The following is a 17,715-nucleotide window of genomic DNA, read 5'->3' as shown; positions in this document are numbered from 1 at the left end:
TTGCACCTTCTAAGTAGGAGGATGCTAATCCGTGGGTGTACCAGGAGGTAACGAAGGTTGTACCGGTTAACCAACCGCCTAATGCGAGGAAGGCACAGGGGAATAATAAAACACCTGACCAGCCTACAAATACGAAGCGATCGCGCTTCAACCAGTCGTCTAGTACGTCAAACCACCCTCTTGACGGGGCGCGTCCAACTGCAATGGTCATGAGAAAAATCTCCGAATATTATAAGTACGGATTTTACCTGCTTATATTTGGTTATCATACAACCGCCTGTAAGCAGATATTTAACCAGATTGTTAATCCAGTTTACAATTTTTTACTGTCTCTAATCATAATAAGTGCTTTTCTCTAATTTTTCCAGTGTTCTTGGAGATAAATTTTAATCTTGGTAATGGGGCATTGGGCATTGGGTTATTAATCTTCCCCTGCCTCCCCTGCCTTCTGCCTCCTGCCCCCAATCACTAATCCCCAATCACCAATCACCAATCACCAATCACCAATCACCAATCACCAATCACCAATCACCAATAACGCTAGAATTATTCCTACAGTCAGTGAAATGTGATTACTTGTAAATGTTTACCATCGACTTAAGCATCAGAAATACTGCTTTCCCAATCTCAGTACAACGTAAGTCTGCTGAAGATGCTGAAGCTGTTTATCAGCTTATTTTAGCAGCAATGCGTACTGGCAACCCCGATATTGTTGAACTCAAGTGCGAAGGCAAAACTGAGAAAAAAATTGCTGTCCGTGCTAGTGAAATTTCGGGAGTCCAAATTTCGCAGAAAGATGGTGCAGCTAGTAGCAGTGGTAGACCTCCGGGCTTTGCTGCTTTCACTATGGATGAATAAACCAAGGTATAAAAATGACGGCAGTAGGCATTGAAGTTAATAATTTGAACTTCTTTTGGCCTAGTGGGGAGCAAGTAATTAAATCTTGCTCTCTCAAAGTCCCTAAAGGTGAATTTTGGATGCTTTTGGGTACTAATGGCAGTGGGAAGTCAACTCTTTTAAGATTAATCGCCGGTTTATTAGCTCCGCAGTCTGGGGAAATTGGTATTTCTCCTCCTGTGGGTTTTGTGTTCCAAAATCCTGATCATCAATTAGTTATGCCCACTGTTGGTGCTGATGTGGCTTTTGGGTTGGTGGAGGAAAAGTTGCCACCTGCTATGGTCAAAGCTAGGGTAGAGGAGGCTTTAGGCGCAGTAAATTTACTATCTTTACAACGCAGGCCTATTTATGCGCTTTCTGGTGGACAAAAACAGCGTGTGGCAATTGCTGGGGCGATCGCTCGTCACTGTGAAGTTTTATTATTAGATGAACCCACGGCTTTATTAGATCCAGATAGTCAATTAGATTTAGTAGCTAGTGTGCGTCGTTTGGTAAAAAATCGCGGTATTACGGCTTTGTGGGTGACACACCGTTTGGATGAATTAAATTATTGTGATGGCGCGTTTTTATTAGAAAGAGGTGTTTTAGTTGATGCGGGTGAAGCTGAACGTCTCAAACAGCGACTAATGACAATAGATGGGGAATCTTTGTGAAATAGGTGACAGGTGACAGGTGACAGGTGACAGTTGATAGACAAGAGATATGAAGAAATTTCTTGTCTTTTGCCTTCTGTTCCCTGTTCCCTGTTCCCTGTTCCCTTAAATATAAGAATTATTTATTTTTAGATAAAAAACTTTTATAACTCGGATTTTTAGTTGCTTTTCCCAAGTATTGCCCTCTGTCAGAGAGTGTATTTTCATTATGGGAGGCATTTTTTATTTTCTGTAACATGATGTTACAAGCTATACTTCAATTACTATAAGTCTTATGAATGATTTTTGTTAACTCTAGATAATTGTGATTAAAAACCATGCCCCGTTCTATCATCCCATCCATTTTGTTAGTGGATGGCTACAACATTATAGGCGCTTGGCCTTGCTTGAAAAAAACTCGTGATGATGCTGGACTAGAGGCAGCACGAGGTGAATTAGTGGAAGCTATAACTAATTATAGCGCGTTTCAAGGATATGAAACTCAAATTATCTTTGATGCCCAATATCAAAACGCTGCTGGTAGTCGAGAAATGATTACAGAATTTCTCACAGTGCATTACACAGACTTTGGACAGACCGCAGATACTTACATTGAAAAAGCTTGTGCGGGTTTACGTCACCAAATCGCCCAGTGTTTAATTTCTCGCGTCATTGTTGCCACATCAGACCGAGCGCAGCAGTTGATGGTTCAGGGGTATGGGGCCCAATGGTTATCAGCACATCAATTATGCGGTGAAGTAGAATCTGCGGTTTGTCGAATGCGTCATAGATATCAATCCAAGAAACAACCCAAAGGCAGATTTTTAGCTAATGCTATTGATGATCAGGCTAGACAGAAGTTAGCACAATTAAGAATGGGACTTTAATTTACGATTCGCAAAAATATCTGAACTCCTTACCGGGAGTGGCTTTAGCCTGGAATCAATTATATTATATAGCAGGAGTCAGGAGTGAAACCCTTTTGTAATCAGAGTTTCACTATTTATTGATGTCCTAAATACTCTGTGTACGGCTATATGTACCAGCAGTATAAAAACAATATCGAAAATTAAATCAAAAAATAAATAAAAAAATTTTTGCCAAAGTAGTTGACATCATCTGTTTTTCAATCTAATATAGTAATCGTTGCGAGCGTTCCTCAGTAGCTCAGCGGTAGAGCGATCGACTGTTAATCGATTGGTCGCTGGTTCGAATCCGGCCTGGGGAGTTCAATAAATAAAAGGATAAAGCATGAAGAAAGAAACAGAAAATTTCAAACTTCATGCTTTTGATTTTGAGAAGTTCTGGTCACTTGATCCAGAGGTGATATTTCTCAATCATGGGTCTTTTGGTGCTTGTCCAAAAGCGGTTTTGGAGGTTCAGCAAAGATTACGTCAACAGCTAGAAGCTGAACCTGTGAGGTTTTTTGGCCGAGATTGGGAAATATTGATAGATAATGCTAGAAGCAAATTAGCAAAGTTTATTGGTAGTGATTTTGAAGATTTGGTATTTGTGCCGAATGCGACGACAGGGGTGAATGCTGTACTGCGATCGCTGAATTTTTCACCAGCAGACGAAATTCTCACAACTAACCATGAATATAACGCTTGCAGAAATGCCTTAGATTTTATTGCGAGTCGCACAGGTGCGCGGGTGGTGGTGGCTAAAATTCCTTTTCCTATTGCTTCACCGCAGGAAGTAGTGACAGCAGTGATGGAACAGGTTTCACCAAAAACAAAGTTAGCACTGTTAGATCATGTTACTAGCCAAACGGCGTTAATTTTCCCTATTCAAGAGTTAGTTAAGCAGTTGCAAGCACAGGGAGTAGATACCCTGGTTGATGGTTCTCATGCACCGGGAATGATTCCTTTAAATTTAGTGGAAATTGGCGCGAATTATTATGTAGGTAATTGTCATAAATGGTTATGTGCGCCCAAGGGTGCAGGTTTTTTATATGTGCAAAGGGATCAACAAACAAAAATCCGCCCTTTAACAATTAGTCATGGTGCAAATTCTCCCCGAACTGATAAAAGTCGCTTTCAATTAGAATTTGACTGGATGGGTACGGATGATCCGACTGCTTATATGTGCGTACCAAAAGCAATTGATTTTATGGATTCCCTGTTACCTGGTGGGTGGATAGAATTAATGCAGCGTAATCACCAGATGGTTTTAGCAGCGAGAAACTTACTTTGTGACGTGTTGGAAGTTGAGCCGGTTTGTCCAGAAGAAATGATTGGTTCAATGGCAGTTTTACCAATTTATGGAAAGTTAGCAGATTGGGATTTTATGTTTTTCCATGATCAGTTATTGGATAGATTTGGAATTGAAGTGCCTGTGATACCTTGGGAGGGAAATCCGCGTTTGTTGATCCGGATTTCGGCACAGATTTATAATCAACTTGAGCATTATGAGTATTTGGGTAAAGTCTTAACCCAAGTTGCTAGTGAGGAATAAACTGAAAAACCTTTAATTTGCATAGTTAAGGCGGGCAAGATGCCCACCCCACAAGAGTTTTAATGTTGATCAGGTATGGAAAATCACCGTTACCAAAGGCAGAAATGCTAATAGAAAAATATGCCAAGATTGTAATGGCATTTCTGAAGTTGGTTCTGTTGGTGTTAATAAAGCGTCTATTCTTTGTTCCAACCGATCAACAGCAGAAGAACCTAAAGCTGCACAACAAACTTCTGATGTTAGGTTTTGGTTACTGACGACTAACAATAAAGATTCCGCTAAAATTAGAGGATCTACTTGGGAAGCTGCATAACTATCAGCCCTTAATTCTCGCAACATTAATAATTCTTGCCAAAGTGCTTCTGTATTTGGCAACCAGGAGGTACAAGAACGCACCCAGCCGAGCCAAAAAAACCAGAATGTATCCCTATATTGATAATGTCCTTGTTCGTGTGCGAGGACGCTTTCTAGGTGTTCTGGGGAGAGATTTTCTACCAATCCTTGACTGACTACTAATTCTGGTTGCCAAAATCCCATTTGACCGGCAAATAAAGCCTTGGTTTCTAGGAGTCTGACTGATTTACCTGCTAGATTGATTTGTGGACATTCACGGGCAGATTTTACAGATTTCCAACCTTGAAAAGCCTGTTTAATGCCTAAAATGTTGAAAATAGCGAGAAAAATTAAGGACAGGAGATAGCTAAAAGAACCTGTAGACATTCCCCCCATTTTCCCCTGTGTACCCATGCAAAACACAGCGGTGACAGTCATGAAGATGAGTAAGGGAGGAAAGAGGAATAAAAATAGAGTTTTTCGCCATCTTAAATGCCAATTTCCTGCGGGGATGTGGGCATAATGTCGTAAACTGTAGGCGATCGCCCCAGCAATAAAAATCATGAGTAGGTGCATAATGTGATTTGTCTCCTATTTTTCTCCCCTGGCTTGACGTGCAGCTTGAATGCGTTTGGCGATCGCTTCTATTTGTTCACTAGCTGCTTCATCTAAACTATCAGCAAAGGCCGCAACAACATCAGGATTACCTACTGCTAAAAATCGCTGTAGTTGTTCGTGGGCTTTTATCATCTCTGCTTGTTGTTTGGTGAGCAATGGCCGCCAATAAAAGGCTTTTCCCTGTTTATCGCAAGCTAACCAACCTTTTTCTGTGAGACGACGTAAAACAGTGGTGACAGATGTATAAGCTAGTTCGCGGTTAGGATCGGAAAGAATGCGATCGTGTACATCTTTGACTGTAGCTGAACCAAGTTCCCAGACAATGCTGAGAATTTCTGCTTCTAAAGGACCAACGGATAATTGTTTAGGACGGTAATCTGGTAATGGAGCCATGTTGATGGTTTGAGCGATGAGGTTGTTTATATTTCCAGGTTACAGTTTGATTGTCGGTTTGCCACTCTTAAAAATATCAACTTAAACATTCTCAACTGGCTTTAACTTAAACTTGAGTTAGGTCACGTCAGGTAAATAAAGCAATGACACAGACACAAGTTGCAGTATCTTTATATGAGGAAGACTATTTACTGTGGATTGAAGATACAGTCAATAAGTTACGGAGTAGGGATATTGAGGAGTTAGATTTTGATAATCTGATTGAGGAGATAGAGAGTTTGGGGCGATCAGATAAACGAGAACTGGAAAGTAGACTCAGGGAGCTTTTGGAATATATCCTCAAGCGAAAATACGTAAATATGCCAGATTGTTATCGCGGGTGGGTAGAATCAATCATTAAACAAAGAATTGGCATTAGAGATTTATTAAAAGATTCACCTAGCCTCAAACCATATTTTGCAAAAGTGTTTGATGAAGCTTATGCAGATGCTCTCAAAGTTGTTTACAAGAGTTATCCGCAGTGTGAGTTTCCTGATACATGGCTTTTGAGCCGTGATATTGAGGCGATGTTGAATGTGGATTTTTGGGAATAGTTAAATAGTTAAAAATATTTATTTACACTTGAATGAGGATATCAAGCAATGACACAGACACAAGTTGCAGTATCTTTATATGAGCAAGATTATTTACTGTGGATTGAAGATACAGTCAATAAGTTACGGAGTAGGGATATTGAGGGGTTAGATTTTGATAATCTGATTGAGGAGATAGAGAGTTTGGGGCGATCGGACAAACGAGAACTAGAAAATCGGCTAGAAGAGCTTTTGGAGCATATCCTCAAGCGAAAATACGTAAATAGGCCAGATTGTTATCGTGGGTGGGTAGAATCAATCATTAAACAAAGGAATGGACTCAGAAAGTTACTCAAAAATTCACCCAGTCTCAAGCCTTATTTTAGCCAAGTGTTTGATGAAGCTTACGCAGAAGCTCTGAAAATTGTCCGCAATGGTTATCCGCAGTGTGAGTTTCCTGATACATGGCTTTTGAGCCGTGATATTGAGGCGATGCTGAATGTGGATTTTTGGGAATAGTTAAATAGTTAAAAATATTTATTTACACTTGAATGAGGATATCAAGCAATGACACAGACACAAATTGCAGTATCTTTATATGAGCAAGATTATTTACTGTGGATTGAAGATACAGTCAATAAGTTACGGAGTAGGGATATTGAGGAGTTAGATTTTGATAATCTGATTGAGGAGATAGAGAGTTTGGGGCGATCGCAAAAACACGAACTTGAAAACCGGCTAGGAGAACTTTTGGAACATCTTCTCAAGCGGAATTATGTCAATATGCCTGATTGTTATCGTGGTTGGGTAGAATCAATTGACAAGCAAAGGGTATCTCTGAAGCGATTACTCAAACAAGCACCCAGTCTCAAGCCTTATTTTCATCAAGTGTTTGATGAAGTTTACACAGATACTCTAAAAATAGTTCGCAGAGGTTATCCGCAGTATGATTTTCCTGATACATGGCCATTTAGTCGTGATCTTGAAGCGATGCTGAATGTGGATTTTTGGGAAGAATGAAAACGGGAAATCCTGATGCAGACAATCTCTAGTTTTTTCTATCTTTGACATTAGAAGATGTAATACCCAGCCTTCAAGCTGAAAACCTTGATAAATGGGCTTGATAGACCTTCCTAGTAGTTATGTATTAATAAAGATCGAAATTTGAAAATAGCCAGTGAGTGACATGAAGTGGGTAGAATATAACCGCAGTAGTATAGAGCAGGTATATCTAGCCCGTGAAGATATTTGTATATCATACTCCAGAATTAACCCCAACTGAGGAAACGCCAGAATGCGCGATCGCTGTTGATGTCTTGCGAGCCACTAGCACAATGGCGACAGTGTTAGCGGCTGGAGGCGAGGCAGTACAAGTTTTTAGTGATTTAGATCAACTCATGGCAGTGAGTGAACAATGGCCTGCCGAAAAACGATTACGGGCTGGAGAAAGAGGCGGCGCAAAAGTGGCTGGCTTTGAATTGGGTAACTCTCCCCTAGATTGCACCGCAGAATTAGTACAAGGGCGACGCTTGTTTATCAGTACCACTAATGGTACTCGTGCCTTACAACGCATTCAACAAGCTCCTATTGTTCTGGCAGCAGCTTTAATTAATCGGTCTGCGGTGGTGAAATTTCTCCTGGAAAAACAACCAGAAACCATTTGGATCGTTGGTTCAGGTTGGGAAGGTAGTTTTTCTTTAGAGGATACTGTTTGTGCAGGTGCGATCGCTCATAGTATTTGGCAACAAACCGATTCTTCTCTGGAAGAAATAGCTGGGAATGATGAAGTTACCAGTGCGATCGCTCTTTATTCACAATGGCAAAATGACTTACTGGGATTATTCCATCAAGCTAGTCACGGTAAGCGATTATTACGCCTGGAATGTTTAGAAGATTTAAAATATTGCTCCCAAACCGATATTTTAGATGTTTTACCAATGCAACACGAAGCAGGTGTTTTAAAAAGTCAGAATAAATAAAGAGTCAGGAGTTATGTATTTTGGATTTTGGATTTTGGATTTTGGATTGTTTTTGTAGTCTCCAATCTAAAATCTAAAATCTAAAATCTAAAATTTATCTCCCTATCTCCCTTACTTAATAGTTGATAATGGCACACCCAACCAACCTAAAAAGTTCTCTTGCTGAGTAGTATCAGGATTGTCCACTGGACGTAATTGATATTTATGAGGATGTTGTGGTGCTAAGGTGATGGAATAGTTACGCAGTTCGTCTTGGTGGAAAACAGTGATGTTGATAGTATCGTTGGGTTGGTAATCTTTTAACCGTTCACTTAACTGATTTGTTCCTACCTTAATACCATCAATTGCCAATAATTCATCACCTGCATTAATTCCTGCTGTGTATGCAGGGGAACCCATCTCGACAAATTTGATTATTTCCTGTCCATTTTCAGTTTTGATTCTCACACCTAAATATGGTTCTGTCTCTAATTCTTCTACCAATTTTAAACCAAAAGGTTCTAAATATTGATTGAATGGTAACTCATCCAATCCATGAATATAGCGATCAAAGAAATCCGTTAAATCTGTGTCAGCGACAATTTCAATTATCTCCTTTAATTGTTCTGGAGTATAACCGATTTCCTCTTTACCAAATTGCTGCCACATTTTCCGCATCACATCATCAAAAGACAATTGATTATGATGAAGAGAGCGAATTAACAAATCCAGCAATAGTGATACCATTTCCCCTTTTAAATAATAGGAAATTTGCGAATTACCACTATTAGCATCTTGCCGATATAGCTTAATCCAAGCATCAAAACTAGATTCAGCAAGTGGTTGTACTTTCCTTCCTGGCGTTTTCAGATATTTGGTAATTTCTTCATTGACATGATGAAAGTATGATTTAATATCATAAATTCCTGCCCGGAAAGGAATTACTAAATCATAGTAACTTGTAGTACCTTCACAAAACCAAAGAGAGGGGGTATAGTTTTCTTGATCGTAATCAAATACTTCTAATCCTTTGGGGCGAATGCGCTTCACATTCCACAGGTGAAAAAATTCATGTGCAACTAATTGAATGAACCGTTCATATTTATCTTGAATATGAAATCCAAAGCGATGATAAATTAATGAACATGAGTTTTTATGCTCTAAACCTCCATAAGCCTGATCAAATAAATGTAGTATAAACACATATTTTTGATATGGCAAACCACCAAACATTTGTGCTTCAAATTCAATGATTTTATGGAAATCTTCTAGCAGTTTTTGCGGTTTGTAGTTTCCTTTTCCCCAAATTGCTAACTCATGAGGTTTTCCTAATAGATGAAAGTGAAACAAATCATGATTACCAATTTCAAATGGAGTATCAACAAGAGTATCAAAATCTGCTGCTAGGAAGGTATTGGCTTCTTCTGTAACTGCTGGTAAACCTGTGGTTACTTGCCATTGGGGTTTTGCTGGTACAATGGTTATATGAATTGGTTTTTCTTCCCAACCGGGGATTCTTAAAAACAGCGCCGCACCGTTAAAATAACCATGACTAGCATCTAAATGATTTGTGCGTACTGATAGTTCATTGGCAAAAACGCGATAACGCAGGATGACTTCAGCAGCATTACCTTTTTCTATCTGCCAGTGATTTTTACTGATTTTTCGCCAGGATAAGGGTTCTGAGCCGGCAAAGGCAGCAAAATCTTGTAAATTCTTAGCGTATTCTCGCACTAAGTATGAACCTGGTGTCCATACTGGCATTTTCAAGTCAAGAATTGGTAATGGATAGTTTACAAGGTGTAATGTCACCTCAAACAGATGATTTTCTGGTTGGGGCATTGCTACCGAATAGTGAATTAATACATTAATATGCGAGGATTGATTGTTAGAAAGAATTACTGTTGAATTATTCATTGGCTATTTTGACAGAGTTTGTAAATGCTTAAATAAAAAGCTTTTAATCACTGCTTATTATAGTTATTTTCTTTATTGAACAATTCTAAAATATTAAGTCTTGTTAAAACAAGTCTCTTCAAAATAGATCATACATGAGTTAAGTATTTTTTTATGACAGTTCGTGAATTGTCACTAAATATTTTGGACTATTTCTATAATTTACATACTATATTCTAATATAACTATACAAAATTTGGTTAGTATTAGTAACTTAAATATCCATCACTAATCACTATTTACTTAATTTATTTATTTATATGTTTTTTTTTACACTTAAGATTAATTCAGTAATAATTAAAACTTATTAGTTAAAATCTCTAGCTGTTTGAGGTTAATAAATTGACACTTCCTGCACGTTTACGTGCGGGGATTCTTGGTTCGGCGAGTCTACTTAGACTAGATCCCTGGCGGTGTCTCACCCATAGGTGGTTCTCTCCCCAAGCGTTACTTTCGCCCTGACCGGGGGTAGTTGCGTTACCGCAAATTTTTTTCATAAGTCTTTAATATAGTTACTAAAAATATAGTCAAATATTTCTAGCTTGGTAATGCTTACAGTCTACTGTATATTCTTTCGTAAAGTCATCCTGGCAGGAATGATGTGAGACCCAATTTTTTGATAAATCTAAAGAATGCAAGTGCATAAAAAAACACATTAGATGCAAGAAAATTTACTCACACACTCAAGATGCAGGAAATGGGGTATAATAGACAACAAAAACCTATATCCTCTGCCTTATGCCGGATCAAGATTTCACCCCAAAGTTGCGAAATTTAATGCAGCGTGTAGGTATCTCTAGTTTTAAATCTTTGAGTGACGCTGCTGGTGTTTCCGAGTGGCAAATCTTGTGTTTAAGACGGGGAAAGCTGGAGCAAGTGCGGGTAGAGGTTTTGCTGAAGCTATCAAAAATCCTACAGATATCACTCGGTGAAATAGTAGCAGCGTTTTCAACTGCAAGTTCTGATTCCCAAGTTGTAGGTTTTGCCGTCACAACTCACAAGTTAAGTACGGATGAACAATTATTACAAGAAAATTCTGATCTCAAAAGAGAGTATGAACGAATCGTGCTGATGCTAGAACAACAACGAGAGGTGTTACAGCAGGAGTTTCAGCAGTCGAGTTTACAAATTTTGGAATCTTTATTGTTGTTTTGGCCGACAGCAGCACAAAAAGCTAAGGATAATCCCCAGCTAGAAGCGGTTAAAATACTACCTGTGGTGCAAAAGCCGCTGGAAAAATTATTGCAAGCTTGGGGTGTGGAAGCGATCGCCTCGGTGGGAGCCGAAATACCTTATGATCCCCAATGGCATGAATTATTGCAGGGAACAGCCCAACTAGGCGAAAAAGTCAAAGTGTGTTATGTTGGATACCGTCAAGGTGATAAGCTGCTTTATCGAGCTAAGGTAAATCCTGTGTAATGATTGATTCTTTTACTCAAAAGTAATTGAGTCAGTGTCATTCATTAATCAAATGGCAAAATATGTTATGTCAACTATTGATTTTTCGGGAATAAATTGATAGCTAAAAGCCAATGTCTATCAGTTAAAATTTGAACATTTTATATTAATTTTTAAGTAGAAAATTATATTTTTTTTATGAAGAATTTGATATTTAATAAGCTATTTAAAGTAAGTAAATATTTCTGGTGTTCTGATGATTATTTGAGAAAAATTTACTATATTGGTATATACTAGCTACAAGAGAACACCATTGATATCAATCAGAGTAACCTAATTATGAGTCAGCAGGTGAAAGTTCTTACACTTAAAAAAAATTTAAATGCTGAAACTGCATCAGAATTTCAGCAAGATATTACCCAAATTCTAGCAAGTGGTGTAAAGGGTGTAAAGATTGTTTTAGTTGATTGTCAAAATATTACATTTCTGGATAGTTCTGGTTTAGGCTCTCTAGTATTAGCATTTAAAACCCTACGAGATGCTGGCATTAAAATGGTTCTCTGTTCGGTAAATGATCAAGTGAGGATGATATTTGAATTAACCAGTATAAATAAAGTCTTGGAAATTTTTCCTAGCCAAGATGCTTTTCATCAGGTCTTACTAGCTACAAGTTAATCAAATTTAATTTGCAGAATAGATAAATCATCATCAAAGGATTCTTTGGAGTTTAAATTGATTAAATATTTCAGTATATAATCAAGTTGGTAATCAACAGAATGTTGTAAGCCAACTAGCAACTGAACAAATCCATCCAGACTCCAAAGATTACCATCTGATTTAGTAATTTCATAAGCGCCATCGCTAAAAATGTAAAGACTACTGCATTTTTCAATTTGGTAAGTTTCATCCACATATTTTGCTTCAGGAAACATCCCAACTGGCATTCCTGGTGTTTTTAGGAGTTTTATTTCTGTGGTACTGGGAGATTTTCCAGATACTAATACTGCGGGTGGATGTCCAGCACTTGCATAAATTAGCTGACGATTTATGCGGTTGTATACACCATACCAAATAGTAAAATATTTATCATTTTGATAATTGATTTGGAAAGTATCATTTAAAGCTTTTAACACCTGACTAGGTTGATAATAATTAAGTTCTTTGAGCGCACGGGAACGAAGCAGATTGAGTACAGATACAGAGGGAAGAGTTGCTCTGAGTCCATGTCCAGCAGTATCTAATAAATAAATTGCCAAATGATCAGCATCTAACCAATAATAATCAAAGCAATCTCCTCCTAGCTGTCGTGAGGGAATGAATCGAGAACTAATAGTCAGAGGTGTAGACATGGGTAAGGGTAAAAGGGATTTGACATATTCTGCTGCTTCTGCTAGTTCTGTTTCTAATAATAGCTTTTGAGTTTGTAAATCCCGATTTAACTGATGTAGACGTAATCCGGCTCTGACTCTGGCTTGCAGTTCATTTTGTTCGATAGGTTTGGAAATAAAATCATCAGCACCAGCATCTAGTCCTTTGACGCGATCTGCAACTGAATCTAAAGATGTTAATAAAATAAAAAATGTGGAGGATAATTTAGGGTCTTTCTTGATGCGATCGCAGACTTCCAAACCAGATAAACCTGGCATGATCCAATCACAAATAATCATCGCTGGAGGACAAGCCAGAGCCTGTAAAATTCCTTCCTGGCCATTACTAGAGGTGATGACTTGATAACCTTGTTTTTCCAACATCCTTTTGAGCAGGATTTGTATGGAATAATCATCATCAATTACTAAAATTTGAAACATAATAAATGGTGTATATAATCTACATTGTACTTAGAGTTAAAAGTAAAAATACGAAATGATAGTGATAACTAAATGGTTAGTAGTATAATAATGCCTCAACTACTAATTTAGGTGAAAAAATCATTTTTAACTATCCATCAACTAAATAATCTTTTGATTTCACTAAATACAGCCGATTTTAGGTTAGTGCAGTACAAAATTGAAATCAAATTTAATTATCAAATAGGGTTTACTTCTGACTGCTGAAATCTTAATAAGTAGAAAGGCACGATAAAACACAAGTATGTAAGCAAAAGTAAAGTTGCCTAAAAATCTCTTCCCTCCCGCAAAACTTCCCCCTGCCTTGTGATCACGACAATTTTTAATGCCAATCTACTTACTATCTACTTATTATGAAGATGCCAGAGGATTGAGCCATAACAGCATGACTTTTTTTAACTGGTGTATATCACGATATACTTCTTGTTTAAACCATTGTCCTAAAGCATCAAGAGGAGTAAAAGAATTTCCAGCTTGCCAATTAATATCTTGACCTAATGGTGTGGTATGATTACCAGGTAAGGTTTGTACTGTCACCATTTCTGGAAAACGTTTTTGTAATATTTTTGTTAAAATTGCTGATTGATCAAGATTATCATTGCTAAATTTGATTAAAAAATTACGACGAATTTGATAACGTTCTTCTACAAGTTGGTTAGTTTCTAAGGGTGTGGGAGTAAACTCAATCGCCAAAGTAGAATTTAATTGTTCTACTAGAGGAATGGCATCTTTAGCAGTGTAATTGTTAAATGATATGAGAATATTACCTGCCCTTTCTACTGGGAAAAGACTACCAATCAGTAAATGCAGTTTGCAACCCATACTGTGTCCAATACCATAAATTGGTAGGTACAGCTTGCGTAATTCACCGTAATAGTGTAATCGTTCTATGGTGCGTTCAAAGTTCAGCAATACAGATTCAGCGATCGCCTGATGATCTAAGGTGTTGACAAAAGGTGTAGCAATAACCACATAACCTTTAGCCGCCAACTGTTCTAATAACCAGCGGTAAGTCAGGTGGGGTGCGGTAGCGACAAATGCACCCCCCAAAAAATGGATGATCCCGATGGGATGACGGGGAATAATTACCCAGTTGCCTCTAATTTCTTTCCAGTCCATATCAATGTGCAATACCTACGCTAAATCCACGCTACCGCGTGCCTTATATTATTTAATGTTACTCCTTTCCTGCCAGAGAAGATTAACAAAATTTTTGCAAGGGAGTAATCTGCTGGAAATTTCAATAATGGACAATTAACAATTCAAAATTGACAATGACCTCTCCCTTAAAGGGAGAGGATTGAAAAAGCGGATTTTTTTGGGTTTTTTCCCCTTGAAAGGGGAGGTTTTAAACCGTATGGCTATAGCTTGCGTGACGACGTAGGAGTCATACGCCACGCTACGCTATCGGCTGACGCTCACGGCGGAAGCCTTGAATGAAACAATTATCAATTGTCAATTGTCAATTATCAATTGATAAATAAGTACCCAGGCAAAATTAATTTAACATATTGATTGAAAACAAAAATCTCTGTATTCCTGATCTGTTCCCTCTTCTAACTATAAAATTTATTTTGCCCAACTACTTATTTTTTGATTTGGAAGTTTTTTAACCATGTTCCTGTAACCTTCGCATTTCATATTGCACATCTAAAGCAATCTGCAATGCTTCATTTAATAATCGTCCATGTTCCGTTGCTTGTTCAGTCACTTGGATAGCAGTTAAAGCAGCTAAATTACTAGCAAATAAATCAGCATTACTCAGGATGAAATTCTTATTTTCTCGCAAAATTCTTTCTGTCTTCAAAGCACGTACTAAATCTAATTTAGTTAAGTTCAAAGCTTGAATAACTCGTTCTCTGTGAGTGATACCTACCTCTGGATTACCTGCTTCTTCTATTTGATCATTAATATATATAGCTTTAATCACTGCATTATATCTTTCCACATCATTGAGTAAATTTTGTAAAGAATTAGTCATATTTTTTTTGAGTAATTTGCTTTTACTCCTCCAAAGAAAATATAAGATAGTTTGGATTAAACCCCCACTCCAGACACTAACTAAAATTAGTAATATCCAAGAGGGAATAGTAATCCAACTGGCAAATATTTTAATAATAACATCAAATACCAGATATGAAAAAACAAAAGTTGAACAACCGATAAAAATTACCGTAGCTCCTTCAGAACCTTTGATTTTTGCGATTAATCTTTTTCGCAAATAATTGAGATAATTAGTAATGATAAACAACTCATTATGAACAGGTAAATTAGTCAATTGTTCCAACTCTTGATGACTAATTTCCAAACCTCTTAAATCATCACGCACAGCTTTCCCAACCTCATGAAAATAGTAGTTCACTCTAATATAGCAATGAAATTTCCGAAATGGTAAGTGACATGATATGGCAGGAAACAGGATAAGCATTCAGCCGTCAGCTATCAGCTATCAGCAAAACTCACAAAAAATACAAAGAGAGCATCCCAAATGTGTAAGTTTATTTTTTGTGCGAGGTAAAGACGTGAAATGAACGAACCACGAAGGAAAGAAGGAAGAAGAGAGTTTTTGGTGTTGCTGCGGTTATTTTTTCAAAATTGGGATGCTCCCAAAAATACAAATAGCGGCCTGTGAATTTTGCCGAATCATGATTTCTGAATAAGAGTGAATAAATAAAAACCAGATAAAATAAAAATAAATATAATAGTAGCAGCATAAACTATGACATCTTTGAGAATAAATAATATCCAATCTTTCCTCAGTTCTTGTTTAAATTTCAGTTCCCTTAACTTGCGTTCAATTTCCACATCTTCTTTAGTAGATAAATTCATCAAACTACTGGTATCTACATTATTAAGTATTTGTGCTGAAAAGCTTGTTTCTGTTGGAGTCGCAAAAGTTTCCAAGAAATTGTCTAATTGCTGATTTACCTCAGTTGTCACAATTGGTAAACTATGCTGATTGAGCTTCCTGAGTTCTTTTTTGAGCAGCTTTTTCACAATTTTAACTATTAATGCTTCTAAAGCTTCTAAATTTTTATCTGCCATCTGATTTCAAATCAAATATGTTCTAGTATCACCTTTAAAGTGTAGTTTAACTGAATGTCAAACAACTGAAGTTAGGGCTACAGTGAGAGCAAAAAGGTAAAAGTAATAGTATTTGAGCGTGCCAAAGGTAAAAATAGTGATTATGGTTATTATAGTTGTCCTGATTAATATCATGATCTCAATAATGCTGCTTTACATAGCTGGGCTGGTATGGCAACTTAAACACAAGTTGAGAATCATAGCAGACAGGTTAAACAGCTATGAACACGCTCTCCATACCGTATTATATACAGCACCAGAAAATATTTATACAGGACAACAGCAAATTTATGAATTACGGCAAAAACACCAAAACCTGAAATTGCAAATTCAACAGGTGCAACAAATTCTTAACCTCGTATTACTAGGGAAAAACATTTGGCAGAAGTATAAAAAGTATAAATTATAAACTTCACCGTGAGTTTCGACAGCTTCAACTACCGCTTGCTCCATGACTCCCTATTGCCAGAACATCAAACCAGCATAAAATGAGTGTAATGGATATAAAAGATTAACCATAAAAATGTCTAATAATCGTTCGGGAATATTTATAGGCGGTATGATGCTAGGAGCTACCCTTGGTGCTTTAGCCGGCTTACTCGCTGCACCCCGCCCAGGGAGAGAAACGCGGAAACTTTTGAAAAAATCAGCAGATGCCTTACCAGAGTTAGCAGAAGATATATCAACCAGCGTACAGATTCAAGCTGATCGACTTTCTGCCACCGCATTGCAAAACTGGGATGATACCCTAGAGAGACTGCGGGAAGCGATCGCAGCCGGAGTAGAAGCCACCCAACGCGAAAGCCAAGCCCTAAACAGGCCAAACCCTGCTGAACCTAAAAATACTGATTCTCTCACCCAGAATCTATAACGCTCACAAATAGCATAACCGTGATTGACCCTCTGTTTTGGCTGGGACTGTCTATACTCTTAGTCGCTGCTAGTCTCACCGCTGTTTTAGTAGCGGCCATACCCGCTGTGCAGGAGTTAGCACGCGCCGCCCGTAGTGCCGAAAAATTTTTTGATACCCTCTCAAGAGAGTTACCCCCCACCCTCAAAGCCATTCGTAATACCAGTTTAGAAATCACAGACTTAACCGATGATGTGAGTGAAGGTGTCAAAAGTGCCGGTCAAGTCGTGAAACAAGTAGATCAAAGTTTGAATAGTGCCAAAAAACAAGCTCAAAATATTCAAGTCAGCACACGCAGCCTAGTAGTTGGTGTTAAAGCAGCCTGGAAAACCTTCACACACCAAAAACCTGCCAGACGCAACCCCGAACGCTTATCCATGAATGACAAACCAGATTTAACCTTGCCAGATCGAGAATTGCTAAGTTCGGAAAATAGAAGAATAGTTGATAGGTGACTGATGACTGGGGAGAAAAATTTTAGATTTTAGATTTTAGATTTTAGATTGGAGTTGACAAAAACATTCCAAAATCCAAAATCCAAAATCCAAAATAAAAAAATCCTGCCTCCTGCCTCCTGCCTCCTGCCTCCTGACAACTGACCTTAAATTAGAGTAAAGTAAACAAGTGTAAAGAAGTATCACTTTTCTCGTAATCTTTAAA

20 protein-coding genes, 1 tRNA gene and 1 pseudogene are annotated in these 17,715 nt (G+C 37.8%); 14 read left to right on the top strand and 8 right to left on the bottom strand.

The window, feature by feature from the left end:
- Positions 1-211 (bottom strand): annotated as a pseudogene (locus tag IQ237_RS08685) (photosystem II D2 protein (photosystem q(a) protein)); the annotation flags it as partial.
- Between the two features lie 371 nt (positions 212-582).
- Here IQ237_RS08685 and IQ237_RS08680 point away from each other — a divergent pair.
- The 5 genes from IQ237_RS08680 (at position 583) to IQ237_RS08660 (ending at position 3,986) form a co-directional block, all read left to right on the top strand.
- Entirely contained in the window at positions 583-858 is a 276-nt protein-coding gene (locus tag IQ237_RS08680) for a hypothetical protein (protein ID WP_194054144.1), read from the top strand.
- 14 nt (positions 859-872) lie between these two features.
- Entirely contained in the window at positions 873-1,550 is a 678-nt protein-coding gene (locus tag IQ237_RS08675) for an ABC transporter ATP-binding protein (protein ID WP_194054143.1), read from the top strand.
- Between the two features lie 317 nt (positions 1,551-1,867).
- Positions 1,868-2,416, top strand: a complete 549-nt coding sequence (locus tag IQ237_RS08670; RefSeq protein ID WP_194054142.1) for an NYN domain-containing protein — start codon at positions 1,868-1,870, stop codon at positions 2,414-2,416.
- Between the two features lie 269 nt (positions 2,417-2,685).
- Positions 2,686-2,757: transfer RNA gene (locus tag IQ237_RS08665), tRNA-Asn, on the top strand.
- Between the two features lie 23 nt (positions 2,758-2,780).
- Complete coding sequence (locus tag IQ237_RS08660; RefSeq protein WP_194054141.1) at positions 2,781-3,986, top strand: aminotransferase class V-fold PLP-dependent enzyme; 1,206 nt, start codon at positions 2,781-2,783, stop codon at positions 3,984-3,986.
- Positions 3,987-4,055: 69 nt separating this feature from the next.
- Here IQ237_RS08660 and IQ237_RS08655 read toward each other — a convergent pair whose 3' ends face one another.
- Together IQ237_RS08655 and IQ237_RS08650 are read right to left on the bottom strand one after the other, a co-directional pair.
- Positions 4,056-4,895, bottom strand: a complete 840-nt coding sequence (locus IQ237_RS08655; protein WP_194054140.1) for a M56 family metallopeptidase — start codon at positions 4,893-4,895, stop codon at positions 4,056-4,058.
- 15 nt (positions 4,896-4,910) lie between these two features.
- Positions 4,911-5,330 (bottom strand): BlaI/MecI/CopY family transcriptional regulator, encoded by a 420-nt coding sequence (locus tag IQ237_RS08650; RefSeq protein WP_194054139.1) that lies wholly within the window; start codon positions 5,328-5,330, stop codon positions 4,911-4,913.
- Positions 5,331-5,473: 143 nt separating this feature from the next.
- Between IQ237_RS08650 and IQ237_RS08645 the strand changes: the two genes are divergently transcribed.
- From IQ237_RS08645 to IQ237_RS08630, 4 genes are all read left to right on the top strand, one after another.
- On the top strand, positions 5,474-5,923 hold the full coding sequence (locus IQ237_RS08645) for a DUF29 domain-containing protein (protein ID WP_194054138.1): 450 nt from the start codon (positions 5,474-5,476) through the stop codon (positions 5,921-5,923).
- A gap of 48 nt (positions 5,924-5,971) precedes the next feature.
- Positions 5,972-6,421 carry a DUF29 domain-containing protein gene (locus tag IQ237_RS08640; protein ID WP_194054137.1) on the top strand — a complete coding sequence of 150 codons (450 nt, stop codon included), beginning with the start codon at positions 5,972-5,974 and terminating at the stop codon, positions 6,419-6,421.
- Between the two features lie 48 nt (positions 6,422-6,469).
- Positions 6,470-6,922 (top strand): DUF29 domain-containing protein, encoded by a 453-nt coding sequence (locus tag IQ237_RS08635; protein WP_194054135.1) that lies wholly within the window; start codon positions 6,470-6,472, stop codon positions 6,920-6,922.
- Positions 6,923-7,140: 218 nt separating this feature from the next.
- Positions 7,141-7,881, top strand: coding sequence for a 2-phosphosulfolactate phosphatase family protein (locus IQ237_RS08630; RefSeq protein ID WP_194054133.1), 741 nt, complete (start codon positions 7,141-7,143; stop codon positions 7,879-7,881).
- A gap of 111 nt (positions 7,882-7,992) precedes the next feature.
- Here the strand turns inward: IQ237_RS08630 and IQ237_RS08625 are convergent, their stop codons facing one another.
- Positions 7,993-9,777 carry a M61 family metallopeptidase gene (locus tag IQ237_RS08625; RefSeq protein ID WP_194054130.1) on the bottom strand — a complete coding sequence of 595 codons (1,785 nt, stop codon included), beginning with the start codon at positions 9,775-9,777 and terminating at the stop codon, positions 7,993-7,995.
- Positions 9,778-10,554: 777 nt separating this feature from the next.
- Here IQ237_RS08625 and grpE point away from each other — a divergent pair.
- Together grpE and IQ237_RS08615 are read left to right on the top strand one after the other, a co-directional pair.
- Positions 10,555-11,235, top strand: coding sequence for a nucleotide exchange factor GrpE (gene grpE, locus IQ237_RS08620; protein WP_194054128.1), 681 nt, complete (start codon positions 10,555-10,557; stop codon positions 11,233-11,235).
- Between the two features lie 318 nt (positions 11,236-11,553).
- The gene (locus IQ237_RS08615) at positions 11,554-11,889 is read left to right on the top strand and encodes an STAS domain-containing protein (RefSeq protein WP_194054126.1); all 336 of its coding nucleotides are present in this window, start codon (positions 11,554-11,556) and stop codon (positions 11,887-11,889) included.
- On the opposite strand, the gene IQ237_RS08610 is transcribed toward IQ237_RS08615, so the two are convergent.
- The 4 genes from IQ237_RS08610 to IQ237_RS08595 form a co-directional block, all read right to left on the bottom strand.
- A complete protein-coding gene (locus IQ237_RS08610) occupies positions 11,886-13,022 on the bottom strand; it encodes a PP2C family protein-serine/threonine phosphatase (protein ID WP_194054124.1) in 1,137 nt (378 codons plus the stop codon). The genes IQ237_RS08615 and IQ237_RS08610 overlap by 4 nt on opposite strands.
- A gap of 390 nt (positions 13,023-13,412) precedes the next feature.
- Positions 13,413-14,180: a DUF1350 family protein gene (locus IQ237_RS08605; protein WP_194054122.1), complete on the bottom strand. Its 768-nt coding sequence runs from the start codon at positions 14,178-14,180 to the stop codon at positions 13,413-13,415.
- A 490-nt stretch (positions 14,181-14,670) separates the two neighbouring features.
- Positions 14,671-15,390 carry a hypothetical protein gene (locus IQ237_RS08600; protein WP_194054157.1) on the bottom strand — a complete coding sequence of 240 codons (720 nt, stop codon included), beginning with the start codon at positions 15,388-15,390 and terminating at the stop codon, positions 14,671-14,673.
- A gap of 314 nt (positions 15,391-15,704) precedes the next feature.
- Positions 15,705-16,106 (bottom strand): hypothetical protein, encoded by a 402-nt coding sequence (locus IQ237_RS08595; RefSeq protein ID WP_194054120.1) that lies wholly within the window; start codon positions 16,104-16,106, stop codon positions 15,705-15,707.
- Positions 16,107-16,290: 184 nt separating this feature from the next.
- Between IQ237_RS08595 and IQ237_RS08590 the strand changes: the two genes are divergently transcribed.
- The 3 genes from IQ237_RS08590 to IQ237_RS08580 all read left to right on the top strand — a co-directional run bounded on the left by IQ237_RS08590 (position 16,291) and on the right by IQ237_RS08580 (position 17,510).
- A complete protein-coding gene (locus tag IQ237_RS08590; protein WP_309225736.1) occupies positions 16,291-16,554 on the top strand; it encodes a hypothetical protein in 264 nt (87 codons plus the stop codon).
- Positions 16,555-16,668: 114 nt separating this feature from the next.
- Positions 16,669-17,016, top strand: coding sequence for a YtxH domain-containing protein (locus IQ237_RS08585; RefSeq protein WP_194054118.1), 348 nt, complete (start codon positions 16,669-16,671; stop codon positions 17,014-17,016).
- A 20-nt stretch (positions 17,017-17,036) separates the two neighbouring features.
- Positions 17,037-17,510, top strand: coding sequence for a hypothetical protein (locus IQ237_RS08580; protein WP_194054116.1), 474 nt, complete (start codon positions 17,037-17,039; stop codon positions 17,508-17,510).
- The last annotated feature ends 205 nt before the right edge of the window (positions 17,511-17,715 follow it).

Origin of the sequence: Sphaerospermopsis sp. LEGE 08334 (assembly GCF_015207205.1) — a bacterium.
Classification (GTDB): Bacteria; Cyanobacteriota; Cyanobacteriia; order Cyanobacteriales; family Nostocaceae; genus Sphaerospermopsis.
Note: the sequence above shows the minus strand (reverse complement) of the source record. Positions and strands in the feature narration are given on the sequence as shown.

Excerpts from the sequence above, each read along its gene's own strand:
- IQ237_RS08680 (WP_194054144.1), top strand. The coding sequence starts at position 583 with ATGTTTACCATCGACTTAAGCATCAGAAATACTGCTTTCCCAATCTCA.
- IQ237_RS08675 (WP_194054143.1), top strand. The coding sequence starts at position 873 with ATGACGGCAGTAGGCATTGAAGTTAATAATTTGAACTTCTTTTGGCCT.
- IQ237_RS08670 (WP_194054142.1), top strand. The coding sequence starts at position 1,868 with ATGCCCCGTTCTATCATCCCATCCATTTTGTTAGTGGATGGCTACAAC.
- IQ237_RS08660 (WP_194054141.1), top strand. The coding sequence starts at position 2,781 with ATGAAGAAAGAAACAGAAAATTTCAAACTTCATGCTTTTGATTTTGAG.
- IQ237_RS08655 (WP_194054140.1), bottom strand. The coding sequence starts at position 4,895 with ATGCACCTACTCATGATTTTTATTGCTGGGGCGATCGCCTACAGTTTA.
- IQ237_RS08650 (WP_194054139.1), bottom strand. The coding sequence starts at position 5,330 with ATGGCTCCATTACCAGATTACCGTCCTAAACAATTATCCGTTGGTCCT.
- IQ237_RS08645 (WP_194054138.1), top strand. The coding sequence starts at position 5,474 with ATGACACAGACACAAGTTGCAGTATCTTTATATGAGGAAGACTATTTA.
- IQ237_RS08640 (WP_194054137.1), top strand. The coding sequence starts at position 5,972 with ATGACACAGACACAAGTTGCAGTATCTTTATATGAGCAAGATTATTTA.
- IQ237_RS08635 (WP_194054135.1), top strand. The coding sequence starts at position 6,470 with ATGACACAGACACAAATTGCAGTATCTTTATATGAGCAAGATTATTTA.
- IQ237_RS08625 (WP_194054130.1), bottom strand. The coding sequence starts at position 9,777 with ATGAATAATTCAACAGTAATTCTTTCTAACAATCAATCCTCGCATATT.
- grpE (WP_194054128.1), top strand. The coding sequence starts at position 10,555 with ATGCCGGATCAAGATTTCACCCCAAAGTTGCGAAATTTAATGCAGCGT.
- IQ237_RS08615 (WP_194054126.1), top strand. The coding sequence starts at position 11,554 with ATGAGTCAGCAGGTGAAAGTTCTTACACTTAAAAAAAATTTAAATGCT.
- IQ237_RS08610 (WP_194054124.1), bottom strand. The coding sequence starts at position 13,022 with ATGTTTCAAATTTTAGTAATTGATGATGATTATTCCATACAAATCCTG.
- IQ237_RS08605 (WP_194054122.1), bottom strand. The coding sequence starts at position 14,180 with ATGGACTGGAAAGAAATTAGAGGCAACTGGGTAATTATTCCCCGTCAT.
- IQ237_RS08595 (WP_194054120.1), bottom strand. The coding sequence starts at position 16,106 with ATGGCAGATAAAAATTTAGAAGCTTTAGAAGCATTAATAGTTAAAATT.
- IQ237_RS08590 (WP_309225736.1), top strand. The coding sequence starts at position 16,291 with ATGCTGCTTTACATAGCTGGGCTGGTATGGCAACTTAAACACAAGTTG.
- IQ237_RS08585 (WP_194054118.1), top strand. The coding sequence starts at position 16,669 with ATGTCTAATAATCGTTCGGGAATATTTATAGGCGGTATGATGCTAGGA.